Source organism: Agrococcus sp. SCSIO52902 (genome assembly GCF_022983135.1).
Taxonomy (GTDB): Bacteria; Actinomycetota; Actinomycetes; order Actinomycetales; family Microbacteriaceae; genus Agrococcus; species Agrococcus sediminis.
Map to the genome: position 1 here is coordinate 1,522,874 of NZ_CP095269.1, position 24,108 is coordinate 1,546,981.

The window sequence follows — 24,108 nt, forward strand, 5'->3', positions numbered from 1 at the left end:
AGGACGGGCGGCATCGCCCGCAGGGACATCCTGGCACGTCGGCGGCCCGGTACCCTAGAGGGACGGTGCGATCCCTCCGCGCCGACCGCCGACACATCCCGGCCGACCCCAGGACAGGACGCATGACCGAGAAGCTGACGAAGAACGAGCGTCGCGCCCAGGCGCGGGAGCAGGCCCGCAAGATGCAGGAGGAGCGCCAGCGGCGCGAACGACTGAAGAAGGGCCTCACCGTGGGCGGCATCATCGTCGCCGCGGTGGCGATCGTCGCGATCGTGGCGGTCGTGATCGTCAACAGCATCCGGCCCGCCGGCCCCGGCCCCGAGAACATGGCCTCGAACGGCATCGTCATCGGCCAGGACTTCGTCGCCGAGCGCACCGCCGCGACGCCCGCGGACGCCGAGCCGACGCCGACCGAGCCGCGCGACGACGTCGTGCAGATCGAGATCTACCAGGACTACATGTGCCCCGTGTGCGGCACGTTCGACGAGGCCAACCGCGCGACGCTCGAGCAGCTCATGCAGACCGGCGCCGCCACCGTCGAGATCCACCCGATCACGATCCTCGACCGCGCCTCGCTCGGCACGAAGTTCTCGACCCGCGCCGCGTCGGCCGCCGGCTGCGTCGCCGAGTTCGCGCCCGACCAGTTCTGGGCCTTCAACTCGGCCATGTACGACAACCAGCCGGCCGAGTCGACCGCGGGCCTCACCAACGAGGAGATCATCGGCCTCGCGCAGGGCGCCGGCATCGACACCGAGGGCGGCCTCGCCGACTGCATCAACGAGGGCCGCTTCATGAGCTGGGCCGAGGACGCCACCGTGCGCGCCGGCACGCAGCCGCTGCCCGGCACCGACGGCGTGGTCGCCGACCGCACGCCGACGGTCATCGTCGACGGCCAGAAGTACCCGGGCTCGCCCGCCGACGCCGCCGGCTTCCAGGCGTTCGTCACCGCGGCCGCCGGCCAGCAGGGCGGCGAGCCGACCGAGACGCCCGCCCCGAGCGAGGGCTGATGCGCCTGCGCACCCTGCTGGCAGGGGGCGCGGTCGCCGCGCTCGCACTGCTCGCAGGGTGCGCTGCGACGCCCCCGCCGCCGATCACCACGATCGGCGAGCTGGGCGCCGCCTACCTCGAGGCCGGCGGCGAGTGCGCCGAGCTCGTGGAGCAGTACCGCGCCTCCGAGGACGACCCGGTGGTCGCCGCGTGCGGCGCCGACACCGAGCTGATCCTCGCTCCCGACGCCGACGCCGCGCAGGCGATCGCCACGCAGCGCCAGCTGCAGGAGCAGACGGTGCTCGTGTCGGGCCGCTGGGTGATCCGCGACCCGGCGCTCGAGGCGCTGCAGCAGGAGCTCGGCGGCGAGATCGTCACGCTCGGCGCGGCCGACGGGCCCGCGAACATGGCCGACGCCATCGCCTTCGAGGCGGGCGGCGCGATCGAGGCCGACCCCGTGCCCGCCGACGGCGTCCCCGAGGCGCTGCCCGAGGCATCCGGGGTGCACGACATCCTCGTCGTGCTCGACGCGTCGTGCGAGTACTGCGCGCGGCTGCTCACCGCGAGCGGCGAGCAGCTGACGTCCATGGCGGATGCGGGCCAGGCCCGGGTGTCGTACCTGCCGGTGTCGCTCGGCGACCAGATCGAGAACGGCTACGCGTCGACGCTCGGGGCGAACGCGCTCGCGTGCGTCGCGGACGGCGCGCCCGACGCGTACCGGCCCTTCCAGACGGCGCTCGTCGCCCATCTGCAGGAGCGGCCGTTCGAGGCGAGCGAGGTGACGGCGCTCGCCGCCGAGCACGGCGCCGACGTGGGCGCGTGCATCGACGGTGCCGACTTCGCGTGGTGGGTGCGGCAGGCGACGGTGCGCGCGATCGAGCAGCCGCTGCAGGGCGTCGAGCCGCTGCGCGGGGTGCCGACGGTGATCGTCGACGGCGTCACCTTCGCCGGCGACGTGAGCGACCCCGCGGCGCTCGCCGCCTTCGTGGCGGAGCAGCAGCCCTCCTAGCCGCGCCGCCGGCCCTGTTCGCCGCCTGCCGGCCGAGTGGCGCCTCCCGCGTCTGAGTGGCGCCTCCGGTGATCGAGTGGCGCGCTCGGCGATCGAGTGGCGCCACTGGATCGCGCAACGCGCCACTCGATCGTGCAAGGCGCCACTCGATCGCGCAAGGCGCCACTCGGCAGGAGAGGGAATGAGGGAGGGAGCCCCCTGTCAGGATCGAACTGACGACCTACGCTTTACAAGAGCGTTGCTCTACCACTGAGCTAAGGAGGCCGGCCGGGCGGATTCGCCCGCGGCGCCCCGCCATTCTAGGCTTGACCGGTGAGTCGACTGCGCCCGTCCAGCACCCAGCGCGACGCGGCGCCCGGCCTCGGCGGGCTGCTGTGGGTGCTCGCCTCGGTCACGGCCGGCACGGGCCTCGCCATCCAGAGCCGCATCAACGGCGAGCTCGGCGCCCGGCTCGAGCACGGCATGCTCGCCGCGCTCATCTCGTTCGGCGTGGGGCTCGCGGTGCTCGCGGCGCTGCTCGCCGTCTCGCCCGGCATCCGCGCCGGCCTGCGGCGGCTCGTGGGCGTGCTCCGCGACGGCACGCTGCCGTGGTGGTTCGCCTCCACGGGCCTGTTCGGCGCGTTCCTCGTGGCGACGCAGGGCCTCGTCGTCGGCACGACCGGCGTCGCGCTCTACACGGTGGGGGTGGTGGCCGGCCAGACCGTCAGCGGTCTGCTCATCGACCGCCTGGGCATCGGCGGGCTCGCGCGCAAGCACATCACGCCGCAGCGCGTGCTCGGCGCGCTGCTCGCCCTCGTCGCGGTGGCGGTGGCGCTCGTCGGCGCAGGCCGGCTCGAGGGCGCCTGGCTCGTCGTGCTGCCGTTCATCGCGGGCCTGCTGCAGTCGGTGCAGCAGGCGTTCGGCGGCATCGTGCAGCGCCGCTCGGGCTCAGCGATGGCGCAGACGGTCTCGAACTTCCTGGTCGGCACCATCGCGCTCGGCGCGATCGTGCTCGTGCAGACCGCGGCGGGCGTCACCGCGCAGCCGCTGCCGACCGAGCCGTGGCTCTACGCCGGCGGGGTGCTCGGCATCATGTTCATCGCGCTCATGTCGGTCGCGGTGCACCACCTGGGCGTGCTCACGATGGGCCTCGGCGTCATCTGCGGGCAGGTCGTCACGTCGCTCCTGCTCGACGCGCTGCTGCCCGCCGGTCACCCGGTGACGGTGTGGTCGCTCATCGGCGCCGCACTCACGATCGTCGCGGTCGCCGTCTCGGCGATGCGGCGCAGGAGGCCCCGGGTCAGTCCTCGGGCGTGAAGGTCATCGCGAGCGAGTTCATGCAGAACCGGTCGCCCGTCGGGGTCTGCGGCGCGTCCTTGAACACGTGGCCCAGGTGGCTGCCGCACTTCGCGCAGCGCACCTCGGTGCGCACCATGCCGAGCGAGCGGTCCTCGATGAGCTCGACCGCGTCGTCGCGCGCGTCGAAGAAGCTCGGCCAGCCGCAGCCGGAGTCGAACTTCGTCTCGTCGTCGAAGAGCTCGTTGCCGCACGCGCCGCAGGCGTAGACGCCCTGCCGCTGCTCGTCGAGCAGCGCGCCCGTCCAGGGGCGCTCGGTGCCGGCCTCGCGCAGCACCCGGTAGGCGTCGGGGGAGAGGGCCTCGCGCCACTCGGCGTCGGAGCGATCGATCGAAGGGGTCATGCCTCGATGCTACGCCCGCCCGGCTCGCGTTTCGCGGTGAGCGGACGCCTGCGCCGGTCGTAGGATCGAGGGCATGCCGACCGACCCTCGCCCGCGCAGGGAGGCCTCCGCCGACGAGGCGGCCGCCCTCGCGTTCGCGGCCGCGGACTCGCAGACCGAGCCCGCGTCGCCGGGCCCGGCGGCGGTGACGGATGCGTCGGCGCACGACCTGCAGGCGGCGCGCGAGGCGCGCATCCGCCGCCTCCTCGACTTCGAGGCCGGCTGGACGAGCCACGGCGGCGCGAAGGCGCGCGCGATCCGCGCCGAGTTCGGCTGGACGACGACGCGCTACTACCAGGTGCTCGACGGCGTGCTCGAGACGACCGAGGCGCTGCGCCACGACCCGATGCTCGTGCGGCGGCTGCTCAGCCTGCGCGAGGGCCGGTGAGCCGGCCGCACCGGGTCGGCGCCCACCGATCGGCGTCGACGCGCAGCTGGCCGCGCTGGGCGATCCTGCTGGGCGCGCTCGCGGTCGCCGTCGTGCTGACGGCGGTCGGCCTCTTCGCGCTCGACCGCCTCCGGCCGCAGGCGCCGGTGCCGACCGAGACCGCGCCCGCCGTGGTGACCGACCCGAGCCAGATCGACCCGGCGCTCGACGCATCCATCACCGTGCTCGACGAGGACGGCGACGACCACGCCTTCGCGGCGGGCGTCGGCCAGGCGCTCGCGGACGCCGGCTGGCCGGTCGTGGCGACCGGCGGCAGCACGGGCGGCGACGACCGCACGGTCGTGTGGTTCGACGCGCCCGAGCTCGAGCCGGTCGCGCGCGGCATCGCCCAGCAGCTCGGGGTCGGCGAGGCGCTGCAGTCGGACGGCCGCATCTCGGGCACGCCCATCACGGTGGTGCTCGGCACGGATGCTGTGGGCACCGCGCCGAGCACGGAGCCGGACGTCGACAGCGAGGTCTCGCACGCGCCCGAGCCCTGAGCCTCGCGCGGCTTGCACTCGCATGGGTCGAGTGCCAGACTTGGCTACTGGCACTCCCTTCGTCGGAGTGCCAGTTGAACGTCCACAGCGTCCAGGAGGGACGAACTGCAATGGCAAAGATGATCGCATTCAACGAGGAGGCCCGTCGCGGGCTGGAGCGTGGACTCAACACGCTCGCCGACGCGGTGAAGGTGACCCTCGGCCCGCGCGGCCGCAACGTCGTGCTCGAGAAGAAGTGGGGCGCCCCCACCATCACGAACGACGGCGTCTCGATCGCCAAGGAGATCGAGCTCGAGGAGCCGTTCGAGAAGATCGGCGCCGAGCTCGTCAAGGAGGTCGCGAAGAAGACCGACGACGTCGCCGGCGACGGCACGACGACGGCGACCGTGCTCGCTCAGGCGCTCGTCCGCGAGGGCCTGCGCAACGTGGCTGCGGGCGCCGACCCGATCAGCCTCAAGCGCGGCATCGAGAAGGCCACCGCCGCGGTGAGCGAGCAGCTGCTCGCCAACGCCAAGGAGGTCGAGACCAAGGCGGAGATCGCCGCGACGGCATCGATCTCGGCCGCCGACCCGGAGATCGGCGAGCTCATCGCCGAGGCCATCGACAAGGTCGGCAAGGAGGGCGTCGTCACCGTCGAGGAGTCGAACACCTTCGGCACCGAGCTCGAGCTCACCGAGGGCATGCGCTTCGACAAGGGCTTCCTGTCGCAGTACTTCGTCACGGACCCCGAGCGCCAGGAGACGGTCTTCGAGGACCCGTACATCCTGATCGTCAACTCGAAGATCTCGAACATCAAGGACCTGCTCCCGATCGTCGACAAGGTGATCCAGGCGGGCAAGCAGCTCGTCATCATCGCCGAGGACGTCGAGGGCGAGGCCCTGGCCACGCTCGTCGTGAACAAGATCCGCGGCATCTTCAAGTCGGTCGCCGTCAAGGCCCCCGGCTTCGGTGACCGCCGCAAGGCGATGCTCGCCGACATGGCGATCCTCACGGGCGGCCAGGTGATCTCCGAGGAGGTCGGCCTCAAGCTCGAGAACGCCACGCTCGACCTGCTGGGCCGTGCGCGCAAGGTCGTCATCACGAAGGACGAGACGACCATCGTCGAGGGCGCCGGCGAGGCCGACGCGATCGCCGGTCGCGTGCGCCAGATCCGCTCGGAGATCGAGAACACCGACAGCGACTACGACCGCGAGAAGCTGCAGGAGCGGCTCGCGAAGCTCGCCGGCGGCGTGGCCGTCATCAAGGCGGGTGCCGCGACCGAGGTCGAGCTGAAGGAGCGCAAGCACCGCATCGAGGACGCCGTGCGCAACGCGAAGGCAGCCGTCGAGGAGGGCATCGTCGCCGGTGGTGGCGTCGCCCTCATCCAGGCCGCGAAGACGGCGTTCGAGGGCCTCGAGCTCACGGGCGACGAGGCGACGGGCGCGAACATCGTGCGCGTGGCCGTCGACGCTCCGCTGAAGCAGATCGCGCTGAACGCCGGCCTCGAGCCGGGCGTCGTCGCCGAGAAGGTGCGCGGCCTCCCGGTCGGCCACGGCCTGAACGCCGCCACGGGCGAGTACGTCGACATGCTCGCCGCGGGCATCGCCGACCCGGTGAAGGTGACGCGCTCCGCGCTCGCCAACGCCGCGTCGATCGCCGGCCTCTTCCTCACCACGGAGGCCGTCGTCGCCGACAAGCCCGAGAAGGCGCAGGCCATGCCGGCCGACCCGACGGGTGGCATGGACTTTTGAGTCCGCAGGCGTCAGGTCCGCGACGCGGACCTGACGCCGGAGGACTCAAGGTCGAGTAGCGGCCGCCGACGGCGGCCGCGTATCGAGACCCCGTCCACCGAGCGAAGGGCCCCAGCAGCAGTGCTGGGGCCCTTTGCCCGTGTCATGGTCTCGATACGCCGCCTGCGGCGGCTACTCGACCAGCGGGAGGTGAACGCCTACTCGACCAGCGGGAGGTGAACGCCTACTCGACCAGCGGGTTGTGCGGCGGTGGTCTCGATACGCCGCCTGCGGCGGCTACTCGACCAGCGGGTGAGGTGAGCGGCGGCTACTCGACCACCGGAGGGAGCGAGGGTCAGCCGGCGAACATCCGCGCGTTCCCCTGCTCCACCTCCGCGTACTGCCTGCCGGCGTGCGCGAGCGCCTCGTTGATGCTCGCGAGCGACTCCTCCACCCGCAGCTGGGTGGCGCGCCAGTCCTGCAGCACGCCCTGGAACGCGACGGACGCCTGCCCCGTCCACGAGTCCTGCAGCGCCTGCAGCTGTCCGTGCATGGCGGCGGCCTCGGACTGCAGCCGCGAGGCGGTGCCGCGCACCGCCACGTGCGCGCCGTGGATGGCGTCGGCGTCGACGACGAACCTGCTCATGATGCCCTCTCTCCTGCGCGGCGCATCCGCGCTCGAGGGCACACCGTACGGAGTTCCGCGCCTCAGGCGAGCCCGCGCAGCGGCACCTGTGGATCGCGGCCGCCGCCGGTGGTGGTGCTCGCGTCGGGGCGCAGCCGCTCGCTGAGCGCCATGACGGCGCGGTCGTCGGCGAGCGGGATGGCGACGCGGAACGTCGCGCCGCCGCCCGGGGTGTCGACCACGTCGACCCGCCCGTGGTGGGCGCGCACGATGCCGCGCACGATCGCGAGGCCCAGCCCGCTGCCGCCGCTCTCGCGGGTGCGCGACGGGTCGGCGCGGTAGAAGCGCTGGAAGATGCGGTGGCGGAGGTCCTCCGGCACGCCGGGCCCGTGGTCGATGACGAGCACGATCGCCTCGCGGCGGCGCGTCGCGACGCCGACGCCGAGCTCGATCGGGCTGCCCTCGGGCGTGTAGCGCAGCGCGTTGCCGATCAGGTTGGAGATGACCTGCCGCAGCGAGAGCTCGTCGCCCAGCACGATCGCGGGTGGCGTGAGCGGCGGCGGCGTGAAGAGCGCGGTCGGCGCGTCGTCCTCGGCGCCGGCGACCGGGCCGAGCGCGTCCGCGTCGACCGGCAGCACCTGCACGTGCCGCTCGGGAGCGCCGACGCGGGTGTCGCTCGCCGCGTCGTTGACGAGCGGCACGAGATCGAGCGGCTGCAGGTCGAGCGGCCGGCGCTCGTCGAGGCGCGCGAGCTGCAGGAGGTCCTCGACGAGCCGGGCCATGCGCTTCGCCTCGCCCTCGATGCGCTCCATGGCGCTGCCGACATCCTCGGGCTTCGTGATCGCGCCCATCCGGTAGAGCTCGGCGTAGCCGCGCACCGACACGAGCGGCGTGCGCAGCTCGTGGCTCGCGTCGCCCACGAACTGCCGCATCTGCGCGACCGACTCGTCGCGCTGCTCGATCGCGGCCTCGATGCGGTCGAGCATGGCGTTGAGCGACTGCTGCAGCGACCCCACCTCGGTGTGCGGGTGCTCGCCGGTGAGGCGCGTGTCGTAGTCGCCGTCGGCGAAGCGCTGCGCCTCCGACGCGACGCTGCGCAGCCCCCGCAGGGTCGAGACGGCGAGGATGCGCGTGAGGGCGGCGCCCAGCACGATCGCGAGCACCGAGAACCCGGCGAACACGAGCGTGAAGGTGGCCGTCGACGTCTCGATCGAGGTCATGTCGGCGGCGACGATCGAGACGAGCAGCTCACCCGAGCCCTCGACGGTCGTCGGTGCCACGAGCATCCGCCACCGGGTCTGCCCGTCGATGGAGGGGACGGTGAACGCCTCGTCCTGGCTGACGACCGTGCCGATGTCGATGCCGCTCACGTCGGGGTTGGCCGGCCCTGGGAGCTTGTTGTCGCACAGGACGGTGCCGGATGCGTCGGCGACCCCCAGGAAGTAGGTGTTCGGCATGCGCTGGGCCAGGTCGCACTGCTCGGGCGAGTCGGAGCGCGTCACCGGCTCGCTCGTGAACGCGCGCATCGCCTGCTCGATCTCGATGTCGCGCTCGGCGAGCTGCGCGTCGCGGATGATCGCGAGCGTGCCGACGCCGGCGAGCGCGAGGCCGAGCGCCATCACGAGCACCGTCAGCGCGCTGATGCGCCCGGCCAGCGACATGCGGCCGAGCAGGCTCCTGAGGCGCCCGACCACCTACGCCTTGGGGGACTTCAGCATGTAGCCGAAGCCGCGCTTCGTGACGATCATCGGGTCGCTGCTGCCGTCGTCGATCTTGCGGCGGAGGTACGAGATGTACGACTCCACGATGCCGACGTCGCCGTTGAAGTCGTACTCCCACACGTGGTCGAGGATCTGCGCCTTCGACAGCACGCGGTTCGCGTTGAGCATGAGGTAGCGAAGCAGCTTGAACTCGGTGGGGGAGAGCTCGATCTCGGCGCCGCGCACGGTCACCTCGTGCGTGTCCTGGTTCATCGCCAGGTCGCCGACGTGGATCGTGGCGTCGTCGGCCTCGGCCATGGTGCGGCGGAGGATCGCCTTGATGCGCGCGATGATCTCGTCGAGCGAGAAGGGCTTCGTGACGTAGTCGTCGCCGCCGACGGTGAGGCCGGTGATCTTGTCCTCCGTGTCGTCCTTCGCGGTGAGGAAGAGGATGGGGGAGGTGAAGCCCGATGCGCGGAGGCGCTTGGTCACGCCGAAGCCGCTGATGTCGGGGAGCATCACGTCGAGCAGGATGAGGTCGGGCTCGTCCTCGAGCACCGCCGAGATGGCGGCGGCGCCCGCGCCGACGGCGCGCACGTCGAAGCCCGAGAACCTCAGGCTCGTGGTCAGCAGGTCGCGGATGTGGGGCTCGTCGTCGACGACGAGGATCTTGGCGCTGGGTTCGGTCATGGGTTCAGTCTCTGGTCGTCCGCTGAGTACTTCCTGAGAGTCAGCGGGACGTCGTGCAAGCGGTCAGACGATCGCGTGGTCGGCGACGCCGAGGTCGTGCTCGTCGAGGATCGTGTAGGCGTAGCCCTGCTCGGCGAGGAAGCGCTGCCGGCCGAGCGCGAACTCCTGGTCGACCGTGTCGCGCGCGACGACGGTGTAGAAGCTCGCCGTGCGGCCGCCCTTGGGCCGCAGCAGGCGGCCGAGGCGCTGCGCCTCCTCCTGCCGCGAGCCGAACGAGCCCGAGACCTGCACCGCGAGCGACGCGTCCGGCAGGTCGACCGAGAAGTTGGCGACCTTCGACACCACGAGCACCCGCTCGCTGCCGTCGCGGAACGCCTGGAACAGCTGCTCGCGCTCGGAGACGGGCGTCTCGCCGGTGATGAGCGGTGCGTCGAGCGCCGCCGCGAGGTCGTCGAGCTGGTCGAGGTACTGGCCGATGACGAGCGTCGGCTCGTCGGGGTGCTGGTCGAGGATGCGCCGCACGGTCTGGATCTTGCGGGGGCTCGAGGCGGCGATCCGGTAGCGGTCGCGGTCGGTGGAGGCGGCGTACTCGAGCCGCGCGTCCTCGTCGAGGTCGATGCGCACCTCGAAGCACGCGGCCGGCGCGATGAACCCCTGCTGCTCGATCTCCTTCCAGGGCGCGTCGAACCGCTTCGGGCCGATGAGGCTGAAGACGTCGGACTCGCGGCCGTCCTCGCGCACGAGCGTCGCGGTGAGGCCGAGACGGCGGCGCGCCTGCAGGTCGGCGGTGAGCTTGAAGACCGGCGCCGGCAGCAGGTGCACCTCGTCATAGACGATGAGGCCCCAGTCGAGCGCGTCGAGCACGCCGAGGTGCGCGTACTCTCCGCCGCGCTTGACCGTGAGGATCTGGTAGGTCGCGATCGTGACCGGCTTGATCTCCTTGCTCTGCCCGGAGTACTCGCCGATCTCGTCCTCGGTGAGGCTCGTGCGAGCGAGCAGCTCGCTGCGCCATTGCCTGGCCGACACGGTGTTGGTGACGAGGATGAGCGTGGTGGTGTCGGTCGCGGCCATGGCCGCGGCGCCGACGATCGTCTTGCCCGCGCCGCACGGGAGCACGACGACGCCTGAGCCGGCCTCCGAGAAGTGCGTCACCGCATCCGACTGGTACGGCCGCATGCTCCAGCCGTCCTCGACGAGGTCGATCTCGAGCGGGGTGCCGGGCGTGTAGCCGGCGAGGTCCTCGGCGGGCCAGCCGAGCTTCACGAGCTCCTGCTTCAGCTCGCCGCGCGCCCAGTCGACGACGCGGATGCCGTCGCCGGCGGGGCCGCCGAGCAGCGGCGCGATCTTGCGCGAGCGCCGCACCTCCTCGAGCACGGGGCGGTCCTGGCTGCGCAGCACGAGCCCCTCGTCGTCGCGCTCGATGACGAGGCGGCCGTAGCGGCCGATCGTCTCGCGGATGTCCTGCGCGACGCCGGCGGGCACGGGGAACTTCGCGTGCCGGTCGAGGGTGCCGATGATCTCGTCGGCGGTGTGGCCCGCGGCGCGGGCGTTCCACAGGCCCAGGCGCGTGACGCGGTAGGTGTGGATGTGCTCGGGCGCGCGCTCGAGCTCGGCGAACACCTGCAGCGCCTGCCTCGCGGCGGCGGCGTCGGGGTGTGCGACTTCGAGCAGCACAGTCCTGTCGGACTGGACGATGAGCGGGCCGGGCTGATCCATAGCGTTCCAGCCTACTGCCGCGCGGTGGTCAGCTCAGCGCACCCAGCCCCGCGACCTTCGTGATCGCGCTGAGCGGCAGGGTGCGCTCGACGTCGCGGTTCGCGTCCCGCGCCCGCAGGCGCCCGTTCGCGACGGCGAGCGGCACGAGCTCGATGTCGACCGGATCGGTGGCGGTCATGAGCGTCAGCCGCACCGGCACGCGCTCGCGCACGGCGGTCTGCAGCTGCCGCTCGAGCCAGGCGCGCTCGTGCTCGCCCACCTCGAAGCCGGCGTCGCGCAGGCGCGCCACGAGCCGGTGCTGCTCGCGCTCGCGCCGCGGCGCGCGCTCGGGCACGCGCACGACGAGCTCGCCGCGCTCGTCCTCGAGCACCGCGGGGTAGCGCTCGTCGAGCAGAGCGTCGAGCGCCTCCTCGGCGCTCGGGCGGAAGGTCACGCGGTGGGGCCCGGTCTGCGCGGGCCCGATCGCGGCGAGCGCCCGGTCGACGGCGATGGTGCGGATGAGCTGCGCGTCGTCGCTGCGCGCCTGCGAGCGGGCGCCGCCCTCGGCGACGGGGTCGACGGCGCGCACGCGCAGGCTGCCGAAGCGGGCGGCGGTGTCGCGCACGAGGTAGGCGACCGGCTGCGGGAGCCCCGTGAGCGAGGCGTCGGCGAGGAAGGCGAGCAGCCCCTCGGCGGTCTCGCCGCCGGCAAGGCCCGCGGTGATGCTCTGCGCCGTGATGCGCCACTGCGAGGCGATGCCGGCGCGCTCGATGCGGGCGATGCGGCGCAGGCGCGACTCGACCTCGGGCGTGAGCGGCCCGGGCGCGACGGCCGACAGGTCGGGCTGGAGGTAGACGGATGCGGTGGCCGGCGGCACGTGGGCGGCGAGCGCGGCGCGGGCGGCCGGCTCGCCGTCGACGGTGCGCCCGCCCTGGAGGTCGGCGGCGAGCGTCGTGAGCGCGCCGCGATCGACGATGCCGAGCCGCTGCGCCTGCCGGTGCTGCCGCTCGCGCACCGCGCGCTCGGCGTCGCCGGCGAGCGGGAAGCCCGTGCGCGGGTCGCCCGCGACCGCCTCGACGTCGGGGGTGGCGGCGAGCCAGGCCTGCGCGAGCACGAGCCAGCGGTCGGGCACGGGGGCGGCGAGCCAGGCGTCGGCGTCGACGGTGGCGCGCAGCCGCCCGTCGGAGCGGTCGACGAGGCCGGCGAGGAGCGCGGGCTCGAGCCGCTCCTCGAGCTGCGCCGGGTCGGCGTCCACCGCCTCGGCGAGGTCGCGCGCGACGGCCGCGGGCAGCTGGGAGCGGCTGCGGAGCACGACGGGGTGGTCGGCGATGCGGTGCACGAGCTCGGCGACCTTGATCGCCTCGTCGATCGCGAGCTGCGGCGCGGTCGGGCTCTCGATGGGCTCGGTCGCGCGCGGGGCCGCCTCGTCGAGGCCGGCGGCCTCGAGCGCTGCGCGCGCGGCGGCCCGCACCGGCGCGAGCGCGACGCCGTCGACGGCGAGCAGCAGCGCGTCGAGCCTCGGCGTCGAGCCACCCTCGGCGAGCGCGGCCAGCTCGGCCGCCGACCGCCACCGGAGCGCCTGCGCGATCGACGCATCCGACAGCAGGTGCTCGGCGAGGTCGAACGTGGAGGAGAGCTGCAGCGGCGCCTGCCGCTCGACCACGAGCGCGTCGAGCGCGTCGTCGGGCATCGCCTGGATGCGGGCGGCGAGCGCGACGACGTCCATCAGCGCCTGCGGGCCTTGCCGGCGGCGCTCACGATCACGAGGGCGACGAGGCAGACGATCATGAGCGGCAGCGCCACGAGCGGCAGCCAGAACGCCCACTGCCACAGCGTGGCGGCGAAGAGCTCGACCGAGTCGCGGAGGCCGACGTGGAGCATGGTGGCGGCGAAGCCGAGCAGGGCGATCGCGGCGAAGGCGACGACGCCGATCGCGAGCACGCGCTCAGCGAGGCCGCGCGCGGAGCGCTGCTCGGTCGCGGTGCCGCGCTCCCGCTTCCTGGGGCGCTGCGTCGGGTTGCTGCTCGCCTTCGGCATCCGACCAGGATAACGCGGTCATCCGCCCATCCGGCGCCGACTACGCTGGGGCGCAAGCGGCAGGGCGCCGCAGTGCAGACGCTGGGGAGGGTGCCATGCCGACGGGCAGGGTGAAGTTCTTCGACGAGGCCAAGGGCTTCGGCTTCATCGCCGGGGACGACGGCGTCGAGGTGTTCCTGCACGCGTCGGCGGTGCCCGAGGGCGTCGTCATCAAGCCCGGCGCGAAGGTCGAGTACGGCATCGCCGAGGGCCGTCGCGGCCCGCAGGCGCTCTCGCTGCGCACGGTCGGCGCCGCCGCGGTGAAGGCCGCCCGCCGCGACACGGAGGACATGGCGATCATCGTCGAGGACCTCGTGCGCCTGCTCGACACCGTCGGCAACGACCTCCGTCGCGGCCGCTACCCGAGCGCCGCGCACGGCTCGACCGTCGCGCAGATGCTCCGGAGGGTCGCCGATGACCTCGATGCCTGAGGCCCACGCGCCCGCTGACGCCGACGTGGCCGCTGACGCCGAGGCGCCCGCCGAGCCCGACGCGCAGGCGGCCGCCCCGCAGGCCGAGTCGCCCGCACCCGTGCCCGCGACGCCGACGCTCCAGGAGCTCGAGCTCGCCATCGCCGCGCTCGACGAGGTCGCGCCGAAGGGCGCCGTGGGCGAGGTGCAGGACGCGTTCGCCGAGGGCGACCACGTGCTCGCAATCCGCCACGCCTCGACGCTCGGCGGCTACCCCGACTGGTCGTGGACGGTGCTGCTCTCGCGCGGCCTCGAGGGCGGCCCGACCGTGCTCGAGGTGGCGCTGCTGCCCGGCGAGGGCTCCCTGCTCGCGCCCGCCTGGGTGCCGTGGGCCGACCGGCTCGCCGACTACCTCGCGGCCAAGGAGGCCTCGGGCGCCGAGGGCGCGGACGACGACGACTTCGTCGACGACGAGGAGCTGGAGTCGGATCTCGAGGCCGACCTCGAGGACGACTTCGACGACGACTTCGCGATCGACGACGAGCACGACCTCGGCGACCACGACGACGAGGCGGACGACGCCGACGACGAGGCCGCCGGCGCCGACCGCTGACTAGCGCTCGAGCAGGAAGTCGAGGCAGCGGGTCAGCTGCAGCACGTCGGCCGGCTCGATCGCGGCGAAGGTCGCGACGCGCAGCTGGTTGCGGCCGAGCTTGCGGTACGGCTCCGTGTCGACGACGCCGTTGGTGCGCAGCGCCTTCGCGAGCGCGGCAGCGTCGACCGACTCGTCGAAGTCGATCGTGACGACGACGTCGGAGCGGTGCGCCGGGTCGGCGACGAACGGCGTCGCCTCGGGGCGCGCCTCGGCCCAGGCATACAGGGTCGACGCCGACTCGGCCGTGCGCGCAGCCATCGCGTCGAGGCCGCCGGAGGCGAGCATCCAGCGGATCTGCTCGTCGAGCAGCAGCAGCGTCGCGAGCGCGGGCGTGTTGAGGGTCTGGTCGAGGCGGGAGTTCGTCACCGCCTGCTGCAGCGACAGGAACTCCGGGATGTAGCGGCCGGAGCCGCCGATCCGCTCGATGCGCTCGATCGCCGCCGGGGAGGCGAGCGCGAGCCACAGGCCGCCGTCGGCGGCGAAGTTCTTCTGCGGCGCGAAGTAGTAGAGGTCGCTCTCGGCGACGTCGACGGCCAGACCGCCCGCCGCGCTCGTGGCGTCGACGACCGTCAGCGCATCCGCCTGTCCCCGCACGACCGGGTGGAAGACGCCCGTGGAGGTCTCGTTGTGCGGGTAGGCGACGACGTCGACGCCCTCGACCGCTTCGAGCGCCGGGCGCGAGCCGGGCTCGGCGCTCGCGACGCTCGGCGCCTCGAGCCACGGCGCGGCGGCGGCCTTCGCGAACTTCGCGCCGAACTCGCCGAAGGTGAGGTGGTGGGAGCGGCGCTCGATGAGGCTGAAGGCCGCGGCGTCCCAGAAGGCGGTCGAGCCGCCGTTGCCGAGCAGCACCTCGTAGCCGTCGGGCAGCGAGAAGAGCTCGGCGAGCCCCTCGCGCACCGACCGCACGAGCCCCTTCACCGGCGCCTGCCGGTGGCTGGTGCCGAGCAGGTCGAGGCTCGACTGCAGGCGCGCGACCTGCTCGGGCCGCACCTTCGACGGGCCGCAGCCGAATCGTCCGTCGGCGGGCAGGAGGTCGGCGGGGATGACGATGTCGCTCACGCTGACGATCCTACGAGCGCGGCGACAATAGGGTGGAGCCGGATGGCAGGCGGACGGGGCGAAGGAAGCGGGAGCTGCGGGTGACGGATCTCGTCGACACGACAGAGATGTACCTCCGCACGATCCTCGATCTCGAGGAGGAGGGCATCACGCCCCTGCGCGCCCGCATCTCGGAGCGGCTCCACCACTCGGGCCCCACGGTGTCGCAGACCATCGCACGCATGGAGCGCGACGGGCTCGTCGTCGTCGCGCCGGACCGCCACCTCGAGCTCACCGAGGAGGGCCGCGCGCTCGCGATCCGGGTGCTGCGCAAGCACCGCCTCGCCGAGCGGCTGCTCGCCGACGTCATCGGGCTCGACTGGAGCCTCGTGCACGACGAGGCGTGCCGCTGGGAGCACGTCATGAGCGAGCAGGTCGAGCGTCGCCTGCTCGCGCTGCTCGGCAACCCGCGCGAGTCGCCGTACGGCACGCCCATCCCGGGCCTCGCCGAGCTGGGGCTCGAGCCCGCCGAGGCGTTCCTCGCGGGCGTCGTGCCGGCGACGGATGCGCGGGGCGAGCACGTGGTGCGCAGGCTCGGGGAGCCGGTGCAGCACGACATCGAGGGGCTCGCCGAGCTGCAGGCGGCCGGCGTGGTCCCGGGTGCCCGCGTCGCCGTGACCGACGTCGGGCCGCGCATCCGCCTCTCCGTGGTCGGCGGCGCCGCGATCGACCTGCCCGTCGAGCTCGCGCAGCACATCTACCTCGAGGCGTGACGTCCAGGCTTCGTTCAGGCCCCTCAGAGGCTCGCCGACGGGCGTGGACGGATTGTGACGGATTGGTAACGGTCGGCTAGTCTCGCCGCGTCAGCCCTGCACCGTGGTGCGGGGATCTGCACGCATCTGGGGGAACACCGAAGCATGGATCAGCAGCACTCGACGGCCATCGCCGTCCCGATGGCCGGACGACCTGCTCCGAGGGAGCGCGCGCTCGCGCCGCTCCGCCGCGGCGTGAAGAGCGTCGGCGTGGTCAGCATCGCGGCCGCCCTCGTCGGCGCGCTCTCGCTGCCGGCGGCGGCCTTCGTGCCGCAGGGCGAGCAGTTCTCCGCCGACGAGCTCGCGAGCATCGTCGCCGAGAACTCGCAGACCGTCACCGTCGCCGCCGACGCGCGCGTCGACCTCGTCGCTCGCGAGGGCATCGCCGGCACGACCGCCGAGCAGCTCGCCGAGCTGCAGGAGGCCGCCGCCGCCGCCGAGGAGGCGCGCCAGGCCGAGCTGGCCGAGGCGCGGGAGCAGGCAGCGGAGGTCGCCTCCGCTGCGGCGACGGGCGGCGAGGCCGTCAGCACGCCTGCGGCGGCGAGCATCCCCGCCAACGGCTCGATCGCCGCGATCGCGCAGTCGCAGCTCGGCGTGCCCTACGTCTGGGGTGGCTCGAGCCCGGCTACGGGCTTCGACTGCTCCGGCTTCACGGTGTGGGTGTACGGGCAGGCAGGGCACTATCTGCCGCACTCGTCCAACGCCCAGGCCGGCTACGGCACTCCGGTGCCGGCGTCGCAGGTCGCTCCCGGTGACCTCCTGGTGTGGAACGGGCACGTCGCCGTGTTCGTCGGAGGCGGGCAGATCGTGCATGCCGCGACGAGCGGCAAGCCGGTGAAGTACTCGAACTATGCGGCCATGGTCGCCGCGTTCGGCACGCCCGAGGTCCGCCGGTTCGGCTGACCTGCACGTCGGGTGACAAAACGATAACGATTTGGTAACGTGGGTCGAAGTGCCGCCTGTCGGCGCTTCGTTCCACCGAGATTTTTGGAGTATCAGCCTGTGACGACCTCAACCGAGATGACCGGCTTCGAGTCCACCGACAAGAAGCGCTTCACCCGCGCGTCGGTGGTGCGCAACGCCCGTCGTGTGGGCGTGATCGCTGTCGCTGCGGCACTCGCCACGCCCCTCGCCCTCCCCGCCTTCGCGTCGAGCTCCAACGCCGACGCCTCCGATTCGTACTCGTCCATCGTCGCGCAGGACGCACAGTCGGTCTCGGGCGTCGTGACGGCAGGGGGCCCCGGCCTCGAGGCTCGTCTCGACGTGCAGGCCACGACGGCGGAGGAGCTCGAGCAGATCCGAGCGGAGCTCGAGGCTGCGGCGCAGGCCGAGCTGGAGCGTCAGCAGGCTGAGCAGGAGCAGCAGGCCCAGCAGCAGGATGCCGAGCAGGCGACCGCTGGGGGCACGGCGGGAGGAGCCTCCTCCTCGCCCGCTTCCAGCGCGCCGTCCGCCGCGGTGTCGGCCGGGGCGTCCGGCAGCGTCATCGCCAACACCGCGCTCGCACAGGTCGGCGTCTCGCAGGACTGCGTGCAGCTCGTGCGCAAGGCCATCGGCGCTGCGGGGCTCCCGTACTCGGGCATGGGCTCGCTGTTCAACCTCGGCCCGACCATCCCGATGTCCCAGGCTTCGCCCGGCGACGTCATCTACTACGCCGACGGCGGCGTGGGACGCGCGCACATCGCCATCTACATCGGTGGTGGCCAGGCCGTGCACGGCGGCTGGTCGGGCTACAACACGGTCGTCGCAGGCGTCAACATCGGCGGTACGGCACCGGTGTTCATCGACATCACCTGACCCTGCACGACGAAGCGCCCGCCCCTCGGGGCGGGCGCTTCGTCGTGCAGCGCTGTGAGGACGAGCCTCGCGATCCTCCGGGTGCAGCCCATGCAGCAGAAGGAGGCCCGTGCACGCGCCTCCGGAACACGGTGAGCATGGTCTTGGACAGGAGGCCGCCCATGCCGATGCCGCGCTCGCTGGTGCAGGATCAGCTCGATCGTCCGATTCGACGCGCTGCGATCGACGCTCGTCCGCGGTGGGCCCGGTGACCGCCGAGCCGAGCACCGTCGTCCTCGAGGTCAGCGGGGTGCATTGGGCGTCCTCGAAGTCCGTCGCTGAAGCCGCGCTGCTGCGCCGGCCGGGGGTGGTCGCCGTCGACGCCAACCCGGTCGCGCAGACCGCCAACGTCACCTACGACCCCCGAGTCACCAGCGTCGGGCAGCTCCGCGACTGGGTGATCGAGTGCGGCTATCACTGCTCGGGGCAGTCCGTGCCGGACCACATCTGCGATCCAGTCGCCGCCATGCACGGCGGGAACGAGGGACCGTCGGCCCTGATCGACCACGGCAGCCGACAGCAGGAGGCTGCGCCGTCCGCGCAGGATGTCATGGGACATGGAGGCCACAACGCCGACATGTCCATGGCGGCGATGACGCGCGACATGCGCAACCGCTTCGTGGTCGCCGCGCTGCTCTCGATCCCCATCACGCTCTGGTCGCCGATCGGTCGGGAGGTGCTGGGGTTCGCGATCCCGGCCCCGTTCGGGCTTCGCGACGACGTCTTCGCGCTGATCCTCTCGCTGCCGGTGATCTTCTACGCCGCCTGGATCTTCTTCGACGGTGCTTGGCGAGCGCTGCGCGAGCGGACCCTCGACATGATGGTCCTGGTAGCCGTCGGCGTGGGTGCGGGCTGGCTGTACAGCCTGGTGGTCACGCTCACGGGCGGCGGCGAGGTCTTCTACGAGGCGGCATCCGTGCTCGCGACCTTCGTGCTCCTCGGCCACTGGGTCGAGATGCGCGCCCGAGGCGGGGCGAACGACGCGATCCGCCGGCTGCTGGAGCTCGCGCCGCCACGGGCGGTCGTCATCCGAGACGGCGTCGAGGTGGAGGTCTCCACGTCCGAGGTCATGCCCGGTGATCTCATGCTGGTGCGGCCCGGGGCGAAGATCCCGACCGACGGCGACGTCGAGGAGGGCGTCTCCGAGGTCGACGAGTCGATGGTGACGGGCGAGTCCATGCCCGTGGCCAAGGAGCCCGGATCCGAGGTGATCGGAGCGACGGTGAACACCGTGGGCACGCTGCGGGTGCGTGCGACCAGGATCGGCGCCGATACAGCGCTGGCGCAGATCGTGCAGCTCGTGCAGCGACCGTGCGAGGCTGCGCTCGCACCCGGGATCGGCTCCACCCATCCGAGTACGGGTGTCTGGCGTCGCAGCACCGCTCGATGCCGGGCAGGCTCGCGAGTTCTCGTACGGCGTCGGGCGCGACAGCTCAGACGCGGTGCAGCCGCAACCCGCGTGAGCGTCGGTCGCCGAACCTAGCCGGCGGGACGGATCACGTCGGCGCCGTTCGCATCGATGCGCACCAGGCCGCGGTCGTCGACGAGCAGCAGCGAGCCTCCCTCACCGACGGCGAGTGCCTGCAGCGCGCCGCTGAAGCGCTCGCTGCCCGTCCAGCGGCCGTCCTGCGCGCGCCAGAGCTGGCCGTCGATGCCCGCGCCGACGAGCGTGCCGTCGGCGCCGGCGGCGATCTGGAACAGCAGCGGCGCGTCGGGCACCGGAGCGAACGTCGCAGCACCGTCCACGCTGACCTGCAGGCCGTCCTCGGTCGCCGCGTAGAGCTCGTCGCCCGCGCCGACGGCGAGGTCAGCGGCTGCCAGCACTGCCCCGGCGGTCCAGGTGGTGCCGGCATCGCTGCTCGCCTGCACGCTGGGCGACGATGAGCCGATCCCGAAGAGGCTGCCGTCGGGGCCGCCGGTGAGCACGTGGAAGTCCTCGACCCCCGTCCGCGCGACGGGCTCCCACGTCGCCGCTCCGTCGACGCTGCGCACGATCCCCAGATTGGGAGCGCCGAGCTCGGGAGACGTCGCGGCTCCCGGATGCCCTGAGGCGAAGAGGGTGCCGCCGGCGACGGTGAAGCCCATGGCGTCGAAGTCCTCGCCTCCGAGCGGCCCCTCCGCCTCGCCGGCGGAGTCGACGCGGTAGACGCCTGCGTGGCTGGCGACGAGGATGTCGGGGTCGCCCGGGAGCACGCCGATGCCGTGGACGTGTGCGAACGGATCGTCGTGCAGCGGAGCTGCGGCTGCGTCCGGAGCGGGCTCCTGGGCGCACCCGGCGAGCATGAGCGCGAGCACAGGAATGGCGAGGAGCGCTCGCGAGCGGGGGGTCTTCATCGTCGGTGCCTCCAGGGGTGTCGAACCAGGGGTCGGGTCGGTGCCGGCATGGGGAGGCCCGGGCCCGGGCGCGCAGCCGCAGGCCTCCCCGTGCCGGTCAAGGTCAGAGCTGCTCGAGCAGCTCCTGCATCGTCTCGATCTCCGAGGTCTGGTCCTCGATCACCTGCTCGGCCAGGGCGACCGCCTCCGCGTTCTGCCCCGTCTCCACCTCCACCTCGGCCATCTCGACTGCTCCTTCGTGGTGCACGACCATCTGCTCGAGGAACAGGCGGCTCGCCTCTGCACCCTCGGCATCCTCGAGCTGGCGCATGTCGTCATCGGTCATCATGCCGTCGCCGTGATCCATGCCGCCCATCGAGCTGTCCTCGTACTCGATGCCCCATGCCTCGAGCCAGCCCCGCATCGTCTCGATCTCGGGACCCTGTGCGTCCTTGATCTGCTGCGCGAGGTCCAGCACGCGCGGGTCGACGCCGTTCTTGTCCAGCACGACATCGGCCATCTCGACCGCCTGCTCGTGGTGAGGGATCATCATGGTGACAAACATCTCGTCTGCCGAGTTGAAGTCGGCGGATGCTTCTGCAGAGGTGCTGGCACCCGGGCTCTCGGAGGTGCCTGCGGCCGTTCCCCCCTGGGTCGAGCATCCAGCCAGGATCACAGCGGATGCGATGAGGCCGGAAGCGATGGTCATGGTGCGGAAGTGCTTCTTCATAGTCATTCTGTCCTTCGATCATTCGGATTGCAGATGGGTCTCGCGTCCCACAGGACGCGGCGGCGTACCGGACGCATCCGGCGCGGTGCTGCCCGTATCAGGTCCGACTGATCGAGAGGAAGATCAATGAGGGAGGCCGTGGACGGGGAATCGCGCCCGGGTCATGCTCGAGCATCGCGCCGCCGCGCGTCAACGGGATGGTGAGGGCTCCGGTCCATCGGCGAGGGGTCACGACGAGCAGCCCCGCGAGGAGGGCGAGCACGCAGGACATCAGCACCGACGAGTGATCAGGCGACGGAGCGGCGCACTCGCACGGTTGCGCCTGCGCGTGCTCCGGGAGTGTCGGCGCTCCCGATGCCGCCAGCGGCAACGCATCGGAGACGGCCGGGCGGTGGCCGTCGGGGCCGCTGACCGTGTGCATCCCGAGCAGGCCGATGGTCAGGGCGGCGACGAGGAGGACCGCCACCGGGAGCCAGCGCAGGAGCAACCGTCTCGCGACGATGCCGCTAGCGCCCATGTCCGCCCCCTCTCCTCTTCGAGGATAGTCGCCGAGTCGGGGTGATCCCTGTGCACCAGTCCTGCGGCACCGTGGTGCCGCGATAGGCTCGGTGAGCCTGGCCTCTGTAGCTCAATGGAAGAGCATCTCCGTCCTAAGGAGCTGGTTGGGGGTTCGAGTCCCTCCAGGGGCACGCTGTGATGAGTCGCGACATAGGTCTCACCTGAGTCGCGACATGTGTCACGAAGAGAGAGCCCCTGGCCATCGGCCGGGGGCTCTTCTCGTGTTGCGCCAGTAGCTGCGTGCCGGGTCGATGGTGTTGGTGGCGAGGATCTCGCCTGTGTCGAGGTCGATGACGGTGGCGGTGGTGTCGTCGATGAGGGCGAGGATGCGTCGGCCTCGGTGGGCTGCGCCGATGGCGAGGTGGTGCATGCGGCCAGCTCGGCGGAGGCTTGTAGCTGGTGCGGAAGCGTTCGATCTTGCCTTGCATCTGCGGATGGCCGGGTTTGCCGTTCTTCTGCCGGACGCCCAGCAGCGGCAGCACGTACTCGAGGGCGTTGCGGCCGCCGCCGAGGCGGGCGGTGAAGACGCGACCGTTGTCGGTCAGCGTCGAGGCGGGCGCGCCGTGCTCATCGAGACAGGCGGCTCCCGTCGCAGGGGGGGGAGGGGGGGGCTGGCCCGCGTGCGCGGGCGCCCAACCGGGGATCGGCGAGCGTCCGCCGCGGCCGGAGGTGGCTCGTCCGGACGCAGAGCTCGTGCTCGAGGACCTCTAGACCACTGCATCCATCCCGTCCCAGTCCTCCTGTCAGCCGCGCAGGCAGCTCCCGCCTGTCCTCGAGACACGGTGAGCGATGTCAGCCACACCGCCAGCGCCGGGTCCGCGCCTGCATCGGTGTACGGTGCTCGTCGATGACGCTAGTCCCGGCGCCGGCCGGGTGAAAGGGGCGACATGAGCAACTGGTACGTCATCACCGGCGGGCCGAGCTCGGGGAAGACCACGACGGTGAACCTGCTGCATGAGCGCGGCTACGCCACGACCGTCGAGCACGCCCGTCACTACATCGACCTCCAGCGGATCGAGGGCAGGAGCGTCGAGGAAGTGCGCGGGCGGCAGCGCGAGTTCCAGTGCGGTGTCTTCGCCATGCAGCTCGAGCAGGAGGCGAGCCTCGACCCCGATGAGACCGTCTTCCTCGACCGCGCCCTCCCTGACTCGCTGGCCTACCATCGATTCCTCGATCTGGAGCCCCACGCCCAACTGCTCGACGCGCTCCCACGGGTGTCGTATCGGAAGGTCTTCATCCTCGACCTGCTGCCGCTCGCCCCTGACTACGCTCGCATCGAGGATGCCGCAGCCCAGTCCCGGATCCATGCCCTGCTCACGGAGGTGTACCGCGAACTCCCGAGCCCGGTGGTGACCGTGCCCGTGCTCAGCCCGGCGGATCGCGTCGCGTTCATCCTCGATCGGCTCTAGCTGCGCATGCCCTCGCTCCGCACGCCGGTAGCATCGAGCGCGACGGGCCACGCATGCGCGGCCCCGTGCATCCGCCGCTCCGGCGAGCCCGGGACCGGGCCGCCCGAGCGGATCATCCAGGCAGTCCCACGACGAGAGCGAGCGCATGAGCATCACCGCTGCGGCCGAGCCGAGGCCCGCGAAGGCCACCGACGGGGCCGCGTGGGACGCGCAGGTGCTCGAGGGGCAGCCGCGCGCCCACTACATGCAGTCGGATGCGTGGGCCCGCACCCGTGAGGAGAGCCCGTGGCGGGCGCTCCGCGACGTCGTGACCGTGCCCGTCGCCGGCGGCGGCGAGCGTCAACTGCCGATCCAGCTCTTCGAGCGCAGCGCGCCGCTCGCCGGCCGCATCCTCTTCCTGCCTCGCGTGGCCGGCATCGACGCGGCCGCGGTCGACGCGATCACCGCCCGCGCGAAGGCCTACCCGAAGCGCTGGTTCGGCCTCAAGATGGAGACCTTCCAGGCGGAGGACCCCGAGCTCATCGCCGCGTTCGAGCGCAACGGCTGGGTGCGTGCGGCCTCGAGCCAGTACCAGCACGCCGTCGCCGTCGACCTCACCGGCACGCTCGACGAGGTCGCCGCCCGCTTCAAGAAGCGTGCCCGCAACTCCTACCGCGCCGCCGAGAACAAGTTCGGCGTGACGGTCGAGAAGGTCGCGATGACGCCCGAGCACGAGGCAGAGATGCACCGGCTCATCGGCGAGACGAAGGAGCGCTCGGGCGGCTACTTCCGTCACCCCGAATACTTCCAGCGCATCTGGGACGTCTACAAGACCGTCGGCCAGGGCCACTTCTACGTCGCGCACTACCAGGGCGAGGTGCAGTCGATGGCGTTCGTCATGCGCTTCGGCGACACAGCCTGGTACAAGGACGCCGGCAGCATCCGCGAGAACGCGAAGATCTTCGCGCCCTACCTCATGCAGTGGAAGATCATGCAGGACCTGCACGCGCAGGGCGTCACGCTCTACGAGCTCGCGAACATCCCCGACCCGGCCGAGTGGGAGACGAGCGACATCCGCGGCCTCTACACCTTCAAGACCGCATGGGCGGCGGAGCCGGTCACGTACATGCCCACCTTCGAGCTGCCGCTCACCGGCCGCTACGCGCTGTGGCAGAAGGCGGGCCGCTGGCTGCGCGCCGTCTACACCCGCCGCACGGGCGACGCCTGGTTCTGAGC

At 72.3% G+C, this 24,108-nt stretch carries 26 protein-coding genes, 2 tRNA genes and 1 pseudogene; 15 read left to right on the top strand and 14 right to left on the bottom strand.

All coding sequences use genetic code 11. The features are described 5' to 3' along the window. The first annotated feature begins 122 nt into the window (after nucleotides 1-122). Nucleotides 123-1,007 (top strand): thioredoxin domain-containing protein, encoded by an 885-nt coding sequence (locus MU522_RS07565; RefSeq protein WP_246990451.1) that lies wholly within the window; start codon nucleotides 123-125, stop codon nucleotides 1,005-1,007. Next, nucleotides 1,007-1,996, top strand: coding sequence for a thioredoxin domain-containing protein (locus tag MU522_RS07570; protein WP_246990452.1), 990 nt, complete (start codon nucleotides 1,007-1,009; stop codon nucleotides 1,994-1,996). The genes MU522_RS07565 and MU522_RS07570 overlap by 1 nt, the downstream gene beginning before the upstream one ends. Nucleotides 1,997-2,188: 192 nt before the next feature. Here the strand turns inward: MU522_RS07570 and MU522_RS07575 are convergent. Next, nucleotides 2,189-2,260: transfer RNA gene (locus MU522_RS07575), tRNA-Thr, on the bottom strand. A 48-nt stretch (nucleotides 2,261-2,308) separates the two neighbouring features. Here MU522_RS07575 and MU522_RS07580 point away from each other — a divergent pair. Further along, complete coding sequence (locus MU522_RS07580) at nucleotides 2,309-3,292, top strand: DMT family transporter (RefSeq protein ID WP_246990453.1); 984 nt, start codon at nucleotides 2,309-2,311, stop codon at nucleotides 3,290-3,292. On the opposite strand, the gene msrB is transcribed toward MU522_RS07580, so the two are convergent. Further along, on the bottom strand, nucleotides 3,276-3,674 hold the full coding sequence (gene msrB, locus MU522_RS07585; protein WP_128188562.1) for a peptide-methionine (R)-S-oxide reductase MsrB: 399 nt from the start codon (nucleotides 3,672-3,674) through the stop codon (nucleotides 3,276-3,278). The two genes, MU522_RS07580 and msrB, sit on opposite strands and share 17 nt — an antisense overlap. A 73-nt stretch (nucleotides 3,675-3,747) precedes the next feature. Here msrB and MU522_RS07590 point away from each other — a divergent pair, with 73 nt between their 5' ends. From MU522_RS07590 to groL, 3 genes are all read left to right on the top strand, one after another. Next, nucleotides 3,748-4,101 (top strand): DUF3263 domain-containing protein, encoded by a 354-nt coding sequence (locus MU522_RS07590; protein WP_246990454.1) that lies wholly within the window; start codon nucleotides 3,748-3,750, stop codon nucleotides 4,099-4,101. Then, the gene (locus MU522_RS07595; RefSeq protein WP_246990455.1) at nucleotides 4,098-4,640 is read left to right on the top strand and encodes a LytR C-terminal domain-containing protein; all 543 of its coding nucleotides are present in this window, start codon (nucleotides 4,098-4,100) and stop codon (nucleotides 4,638-4,640) included. Before MU522_RS07590 ends, MU522_RS07595 begins: the two co-directional genes overlap by 4 nt. A gap of 110 nt (nucleotides 4,641-4,750) precedes the next feature. Then, nucleotides 4,751-6,370: a chaperonin GroEL gene (groL, locus tag MU522_RS07600; protein ID WP_128188565.1), complete on the top strand. Its 1,620-nt coding sequence runs from the start codon at nucleotides 4,751-4,753 to the stop codon at nucleotides 6,368-6,370. 334 nt (nucleotides 6,371-6,704) lie between these two features. Here the strand turns inward: groL and MU522_RS07605 are convergent, their stop codons facing one another. The 6 genes from MU522_RS07605 to MU522_RS07630 all read right to left on the bottom strand — a co-directional run bounded on the left by MU522_RS07605 (nucleotide 6,705) and on the right by MU522_RS07630 (nucleotide 13,096). Then, entirely contained in the window at nucleotides 6,705-6,995 is a 291-nt protein-coding gene (locus MU522_RS07605; protein ID WP_128188566.1) for a WXG100 family type VII secretion target, read from the bottom strand. A gap of 62 nt (nucleotides 6,996-7,057) precedes the next feature. Further along, nucleotides 7,058-8,635, bottom strand: a complete 1,578-nt coding sequence (locus MU522_RS07610; protein ID WP_246990457.1) for a HAMP domain-containing sensor histidine kinase — start codon at nucleotides 8,633-8,635, stop codon at nucleotides 7,058-7,060. 33 nt (nucleotides 8,636-8,668) lie between these two features. Then, on the bottom strand, nucleotides 8,669-9,364 hold the full coding sequence (locus MU522_RS07615) for a response regulator transcription factor (protein WP_128188567.1): 696 nt from the start codon (nucleotides 9,362-9,364) through the stop codon (nucleotides 8,669-8,671). A gap of 63 nt (nucleotides 9,365-9,427) precedes the next feature. Continuing rightward, nucleotides 9,428-11,080: a DNA repair helicase XPB gene (locus tag MU522_RS07620; RefSeq protein ID WP_246990458.1), complete on the bottom strand. Its 1,653-nt coding sequence runs from the start codon at nucleotides 11,078-11,080 to the stop codon at nucleotides 9,428-9,430. A 28-nt stretch (nucleotides 11,081-11,108) separates the two neighbouring features. Continuing rightward, nucleotides 11,109-12,785, bottom strand: coding sequence for a helicase-associated domain-containing protein (locus tag MU522_RS07625; protein ID WP_246990459.1), 1,677 nt, complete (start codon nucleotides 12,783-12,785; stop codon nucleotides 11,109-11,111). Next, the gene (locus MU522_RS07630; protein WP_246990460.1) at nucleotides 12,785-13,096 is read right to left on the bottom strand and encodes a hypothetical protein; all 312 of its coding nucleotides are present in this window, start codon (nucleotides 13,094-13,096) and stop codon (nucleotides 12,785-12,787) included. Before MU522_RS07630 ends, MU522_RS07625 begins: the two co-directional genes overlap by 1 nt. 95 nt (nucleotides 13,097-13,191) lie before the next feature. Here MU522_RS07630 and MU522_RS07635 point away from each other — a divergent pair, with 95 nt between their 5' ends. Together MU522_RS07635 and MU522_RS07640 are read left to right on the top strand one after the other, a co-directional pair. Continuing rightward, nucleotides 13,192-13,566 carry a cold shock domain-containing protein gene (locus tag MU522_RS07635; protein WP_246990462.1) on the top strand — a complete coding sequence of 125 codons (375 nt, stop codon included), beginning with the start codon at nucleotides 13,192-13,194 and terminating at the stop codon, nucleotides 13,564-13,566. Next, nucleotides 13,550-14,158, top strand: a complete 609-nt coding sequence (locus MU522_RS07640) for a DUF3027 domain-containing protein (protein ID WP_246990463.1) — start codon at nucleotides 13,550-13,552, stop codon at nucleotides 14,156-14,158. The genes MU522_RS07635 and MU522_RS07640 overlap by 17 nt, the downstream gene beginning before the upstream one ends. Here MU522_RS07640 and serC read toward each other — a convergent pair whose 3' ends face one another. Next, a complete protein-coding gene (serC, locus tag MU522_RS07645) occupies nucleotides 14,159-15,259 on the bottom strand; it encodes a phosphoserine transaminase (protein ID WP_246990464.1) in 1,101 nt (366 codons plus the stop codon). An 80-nt stretch (nucleotides 15,260-15,339) separates the two neighbouring features. Here serC and MU522_RS07650 point away from each other — a divergent pair, with 80 nt between their 5' ends. The 4 genes from MU522_RS07650 (at nucleotide 15,340) to MU522_RS07665 (ending at nucleotide 19,366) form a co-directional block, all read left to right on the top strand. Continuing rightward, nucleotides 15,340-16,011, top strand: coding sequence for a metal-dependent transcriptional regulator (locus MU522_RS07650; RefSeq protein WP_246990465.1), 672 nt, complete (start codon nucleotides 15,340-15,342; stop codon nucleotides 16,009-16,011). A gap of 144 nt (nucleotides 16,012-16,155) precedes the next feature. Then, the gene (locus MU522_RS07655; protein WP_246990467.1) at nucleotides 16,156-16,953 is read left to right on the top strand and encodes a C40 family peptidase; all 798 of its coding nucleotides are present in this window, start codon (nucleotides 16,156-16,158) and stop codon (nucleotides 16,951-16,953) included. A 99-nt stretch (nucleotides 16,954-17,052) separates the two neighbouring features. Then, complete coding sequence (locus MU522_RS07660; protein WP_146355419.1) at nucleotides 17,053-17,844, top strand: NlpC/P60 family protein; 792 nt, start codon at nucleotides 17,053-17,055, stop codon at nucleotides 17,842-17,844. Between the two features lie 247 nt (nucleotides 17,845-18,091). Then, nucleotides 18,092-19,366, top strand: coding sequence for a heavy metal translocating P-type ATPase (locus MU522_RS07665; protein ID WP_246990469.1), 1,275 nt, complete (start codon nucleotides 18,092-18,094; stop codon nucleotides 19,364-19,366). Here the strand turns inward: MU522_RS07665 and MU522_RS07670 are convergent. From MU522_RS07670 to MU522_RS07680, 3 genes are all read right to left on the bottom strand, one after another. Further along, the gene (locus tag MU522_RS07670; RefSeq protein WP_246990470.1) at nucleotides 19,363-20,217 is read right to left on the bottom strand and encodes a F510_1955 family glycosylhydrolase; all 855 of its coding nucleotides are present in this window, start codon (nucleotides 20,215-20,217) and stop codon (nucleotides 19,363-19,365) included. The genes MU522_RS07665 and MU522_RS07670 overlap by 4 nt on opposite strands. Nucleotides 20,218-20,320: 103 nt before the next feature. Further along, nucleotides 20,321-20,926: a DUF305 domain-containing protein gene (locus MU522_RS07675; RefSeq protein WP_128188577.1), complete on the bottom strand. Its 606-nt coding sequence runs from the start codon at nucleotides 20,924-20,926 to the stop codon at nucleotides 20,321-20,323. A 97-nt stretch (nucleotides 20,927-21,023) separates the two neighbouring features. After that, nucleotides 21,024-21,443, bottom strand: a complete 420-nt coding sequence (locus MU522_RS07680; RefSeq protein ID WP_246990471.1) for a DUF6153 family protein — start codon at nucleotides 21,441-21,443, stop codon at nucleotides 21,024-21,026. Between the two features lie 100 nt (nucleotides 21,444-21,543). On the opposite strand from MU522_RS07680, the gene MU522_RS07685 reads away from it, so the two are divergent. Beyond that, nucleotides 21,544-21,615 (top strand) — tRNA-Arg (locus tag MU522_RS07685). Nucleotides 21,616-21,662: 47 nt separating this feature from the next. On the opposite strand, the gene MU522_RS07690 is transcribed toward MU522_RS07685, so the two are convergent. Both MU522_RS07690 and MU522_RS07695 read right to left on the bottom strand, forming a co-directional pair. After that, nucleotides 21,663-21,854 carry a hypothetical protein gene (locus MU522_RS07690; RefSeq protein WP_128188579.1) on the bottom strand — a complete coding sequence of 64 codons (192 nt, stop codon included), beginning with the start codon at nucleotides 21,852-21,854 and terminating at the stop codon, nucleotides 21,663-21,665. 34 nt (nucleotides 21,855-21,888) lie between these two features. Further along, nucleotides 21,889-22,050 (bottom strand): annotated as a pseudogene (locus MU522_RS07695) (IS481 family transposase); the annotation flags it as partial. Between the two features lie 321 nt (nucleotides 22,051-22,371). On the opposite strand from MU522_RS07695, the gene MU522_RS07700 reads away from it, so the two are divergent. Together MU522_RS07700 and MU522_RS07705 are read left to right on the top strand one after the other, a co-directional pair. Further along, on the top strand, nucleotides 22,372-22,893 hold the full coding sequence (locus MU522_RS07700; RefSeq protein ID WP_281439982.1) for an ATP-binding protein: 522 nt from the start codon (nucleotides 22,372-22,374) through the stop codon (nucleotides 22,891-22,893). A 145-nt stretch (nucleotides 22,894-23,038) separates the two neighbouring features. Beyond that, on the top strand, nucleotides 23,039-24,106 hold the full coding sequence (locus MU522_RS07705) for a peptidoglycan bridge formation glycyltransferase FemA/FemB family protein (RefSeq protein ID WP_128188581.1): 1,068 nt from the start codon (nucleotides 23,039-23,041) through the stop codon (nucleotides 24,104-24,106). Nucleotides 24,107-24,108 lie beyond the last annotated feature (2 nt).

Excerpts from the sequence above, each read along its gene's own strand:
- MU522_RS07565 (WP_246990451.1), top strand. The coding sequence starts at position 123 with ATGACCGAGAAGCTGACGAAGAACGAGCGTCGCGCCCAGGCGCGGGAG.
- MU522_RS07570 (WP_246990452.1), top strand. The coding sequence starts at position 1,007 with ATGCGCCTGCGCACCCTGCTGGCAGGGGGCGCGGTCGCCGCGCTCGCA.
- msrB (WP_128188562.1), bottom strand. The coding sequence starts at position 3,674 with ATGACCCCTTCGATCGATCGCTCCGACGCCGAGTGGCGCGAGGCCCTC.
- MU522_RS07590 (WP_246990454.1), top strand. The coding sequence starts at position 3,748 with ATGCCGACCGACCCTCGCCCGCGCAGGGAGGCCTCCGCCGACGAGGCG.
- groL (WP_128188565.1), top strand. The coding sequence starts at position 4,751 with ATGGCAAAGATGATCGCATTCAACGAGGAGGCCCGTCGCGGGCTGGAG.
- MU522_RS07605 (WP_128188566.1), bottom strand. The coding sequence starts at position 6,995 with ATGAGCAGGTTCGTCGTCGACGCCGACGCCATCCACGGCGCGCACGTG.
- MU522_RS07610 (WP_246990457.1), bottom strand. The coding sequence starts at position 8,635 with ATGTCGCTGGCCGGGCGCATCAGCGCGCTGACGGTGCTCGTGATGGCG.
- MU522_RS07615 (WP_128188567.1), bottom strand. The coding sequence starts at position 9,364 with ATGACCGAACCCAGCGCCAAGATCCTCGTCGTCGACGACGAGCCCCAC.
- MU522_RS07620 (WP_246990458.1), bottom strand. The coding sequence starts at position 11,080 with ATGGATCAGCCCGGCCCGCTCATCGTCCAGTCCGACAGGACTGTGCTG.
- MU522_RS07625 (WP_246990459.1), bottom strand. The coding sequence starts at position 12,785 with ATGGACGTCGTCGCGCTCGCCGCCCGCATCCAGGCGATGCCCGACGAC.
- MU522_RS07630 (WP_246990460.1), bottom strand. The coding sequence starts at position 13,096 with ATGCCGAAGGCGAGCAGCAACCCGACGCAGCGCCCCAGGAAGCGGGAG.
- MU522_RS07635 (WP_246990462.1), top strand. The coding sequence starts at position 13,192 with ATGCCGACGGGCAGGGTGAAGTTCTTCGACGAGGCCAAGGGCTTCGGC.
- MU522_RS07640 (WP_246990463.1), top strand. The coding sequence starts at position 13,550 with ATGACCTCGATGCCTGAGGCCCACGCGCCCGCTGACGCCGACGTGGCC.
- MU522_RS07655 (WP_246990467.1), top strand. The coding sequence starts at position 16,156 with ATGGATCAGCAGCACTCGACGGCCATCGCCGTCCCGATGGCCGGACGA.
- MU522_RS07670 (WP_246990470.1), bottom strand. The coding sequence starts at position 20,217 with ATGAAGACCCCCCGCTCGCGAGCGCTCCTCGCCATTCCTGTGCTCGCG.
- MU522_RS07675 (WP_128188577.1), bottom strand. The coding sequence starts at position 20,926 with ATGAAGAAGCACTTCCGCACCATGACCATCGCTTCCGGCCTCATCGCA.
- MU522_RS07680 (WP_246990471.1), bottom strand. The coding sequence starts at position 21,443 with ATGGGCGCTAGCGGCATCGTCGCGAGACGGTTGCTCCTGCGCTGGCTC.
- MU522_RS07690 (WP_128188579.1), bottom strand. The coding sequence starts at position 21,854 with ATGCACCACCTCGCCATCGGCGCAGCCCACCGAGGCCGACGCATCCTC.
- MU522_RS07700 (WP_281439982.1), top strand. The coding sequence starts at position 22,372 with ATGAGCAACTGGTACGTCATCACCGGCGGGCCGAGCTCGGGGAAGACC.
- MU522_RS07705 (WP_128188581.1), top strand. The coding sequence starts at position 23,039 with ATGAGCATCACCGCTGCGGCCGAGCCGAGGCCCGCGAAGGCCACCGAC.